Source organism: Microcystis sp. M49636_WE2 (assembly GCF_030065375.1).
Lineage (GTDB): Bacteria > Cyanobacteriota > Cyanobacteriia > Cyanobacteriales > Microcystaceae > Microcystis > Microcystis aeruginosa_C.
Genome location: NZ_JASJFG010000451.1, coordinates 1 through 2202 on the forward strand (window position 1 = coordinate 1; position 2202 = coordinate 2202).

The 2202-nt window shown below is 40.1% G+C and carries 3 protein-coding genes; 2 read left to right on the top strand and 1 reads right to left on the bottom strand.

The window, feature by feature from the left end; all coding sequences use genetic code 11:
- The coding region (locus PX484_RS10770; RefSeq protein ID WP_288103793.1) for a 3'-5' exonuclease at positions 1 to 1411 on the top strand (1411 nt) is incomplete at its 5' end.
- Here the strand turns inward: PX484_RS10770 and PX484_RS10775 are convergent.
- Positions 1376 to 1615, bottom strand: a complete 240-nt coding sequence (locus tag PX484_RS10775; protein WP_016514583.1) for a DUF6737 family protein — start codon at positions 1613 to 1615, stop codon at positions 1376 to 1378. The two genes, PX484_RS10770 and PX484_RS10775, sit on opposite strands and share 36 nt — an antisense overlap.
- 126 nt (positions 1616 to 1741) lie before the next feature.
- Between PX484_RS10775 and PX484_RS10780 the strand changes: the two genes are divergently transcribed.
- On the top strand, positions 1742 to 2202 hold a 461-nt coding region (locus PX484_RS10780; RefSeq protein ID WP_288103795.1), incomplete at its 3' end, for a hypothetical protein.

The window sequence follows — 2202 nt, forward strand, 5'->3', positions numbered from 1 at the left end:
CGTCGGCGATCCCAATCAAGCGATTAATTCTACCTTTACCCCCGCCGATCCTGTTTACTTTAATTGGTTTTGTGAAAGTTGTCAAAACGAAGGCAATTTATCCACTATGAACCAAGCAGGTCGCAGCAATACTAAAATTATCGAAGCTGCTAATTTAGTTTTACAATGGGTTGATCGAGATTGGAAACAGGGAAAAGATAATCATAAAGTTACCGAGGCTCCTTTTCGAGTTCAAGCGATTCTTCCCGTCGGTGCTGAAGATCCCCAACCTAATCCAGTCAAGGAGGGAAAAGGATTAGAAATTTATCAACCCGATGACATTTATCAAACAGTAGAATTAATTGAAAAACGTCTAGTTAAATTACTTCAAGAAAACCCTCAACATAATGCGGCTATCCTCGTTAGAGAAAATCGACAAGGACACTTTTTTGCTCAAAAATTCGCCCATTTTTACAAAAGTTATCAAATCAGAATTTTTGAAGCTAATGAGATCGATCGCTTTTCCCAAATTCCCGCCGAAATGCTGAAACTATTGGCTTTTGTCGAACGTCCCCACTCTCCCGATTATCTCAAAGCGGCCTTAGAAGTGCTACAATTGAGGGGTTTAATTACTGCCCAAGACTTAAATCCTTTAGTTACCTATCCCGAACAGTTTCTCTATCCCACTCCCCTCGATCCTGAACTGAAATCTAACGAAAAAATCGCCCGTCGTTATTGCTGCAGTTTACTAAAAGCTAGATTAGAATTACCCCATTATCAACTCCTGTCTTTTTTCGCTATGACTCTCCAATATTCGGGGTCAGAATTAGCCACATTGCAAAAATTAACCGCCCGTATTTATCAGGAAACTGCTGGTAATAGTTCTCTCAAAAATACAATTAATACTCTTAATGAAATTATCGCCTCTGAGCGCTTTGAAGGAGTGGAAGAAGATAACGACGATTGTTATACTCGTCCCGGACAACTGACGATTATTACTATGCACAAAGCCAAGGGTTTAGACTGGGATTATGTTTTTATTCCCTTTCTTCACGAAGATATTATCCCGGGCAAACCTTGGGTTCCCAATGGGGCGAAATTTTTGGCAGATTTTACCCTCGCAGAAGTGGCCCGGGCGCAAATTCGAGCAGCGGTTCATCAACGCTATTTAAACCCCGATAGCATACCAATTATTCCCCCACCTTTAAGCGCTTGGTTAGAAGCTGGACAACTTAAAAAAGCTGAAGAATACCGACTTTTGTATGTAGCGATGACGCGAGCAAAAAGACTTTTATGGATGTCGAGTGAAAAAAAAGCTCCCTTCCGTTGGAACACTTTTCGCGGAGATGAAAGTAGTCAATTACAGGATAAAAATCCCTGTCCTGTCTTTCCTGTTTTAATCAATGCTTTCCCCGATTCTTTCTGTGTTTAACTGTTGCTGCAGCGTCCGCGGATAAAGAATTAGGAAGACAAACCACCAGAGGAGTATGGGAATAGATAGGAGTAGAGTTAACCAGAGACGCTGAGTTAAAAACCAACAGCCAGCAATCAGGGTAATTCCTGTCAACAGAATGGACCAAGGTTGACACCAACGGGGTTTGTGGTCCCAAACGCTACTAGATTTCGAGTTAGACATTGGTTAAGGGGCGGTAATTTACTAACTTGATTTTATCGTACCTGACTATTCAGATCACTGCTACAATTTTGGGTAATTCTATCAATAGATTTTCTTATCTCTAGACAAACTAAGCTAAATTTTCCTATGATTGATGTCTTTTATCCGATTCCCAAGCTGTTAGATACTATTCTGACGGAGATTTATGCCGAAAATCGCCGTAAACATGAAGAAAGAATGGCAGAATTACAAGTAATCTCTAATTCTTCCCTTCGCGATGCCTACGCTCAACAGCTATTATTAGATCGATTTCTTGCTCCCGTGGAAAATGCTCAACATAGCATTCAAAATGCCGCTAAACACGCTCAGTACATGGCAGAAGTAGTTAATTATTATCATCATGACCATGGCTGTAGTCAAGAGCAAGCTCAAGAAATATCCCGTCAATTTCGGGCTTTAGCGGTTAAAATTTCTCAAATTGACTCTCTTTACGATTTAAAAATCATTTATCAAGTGGTTACTGTTTTCACCCAGCAATTATCAAGATTTAAACACCGAGAAAGAAATTATTCTTGGGAAAGGGAAATCAGAAAGGGTATTTTAGATCC

What these genes read in the sequence shown, in the direction of transcription:
- PX484_RS10775 (WP_016514583.1), bottom strand. Translation starts at nt 1,615, where the DNA reads ATGTCTAACTCGAAATCTAGTAGCGTTTGGGACCACAAACCCCGTTGG.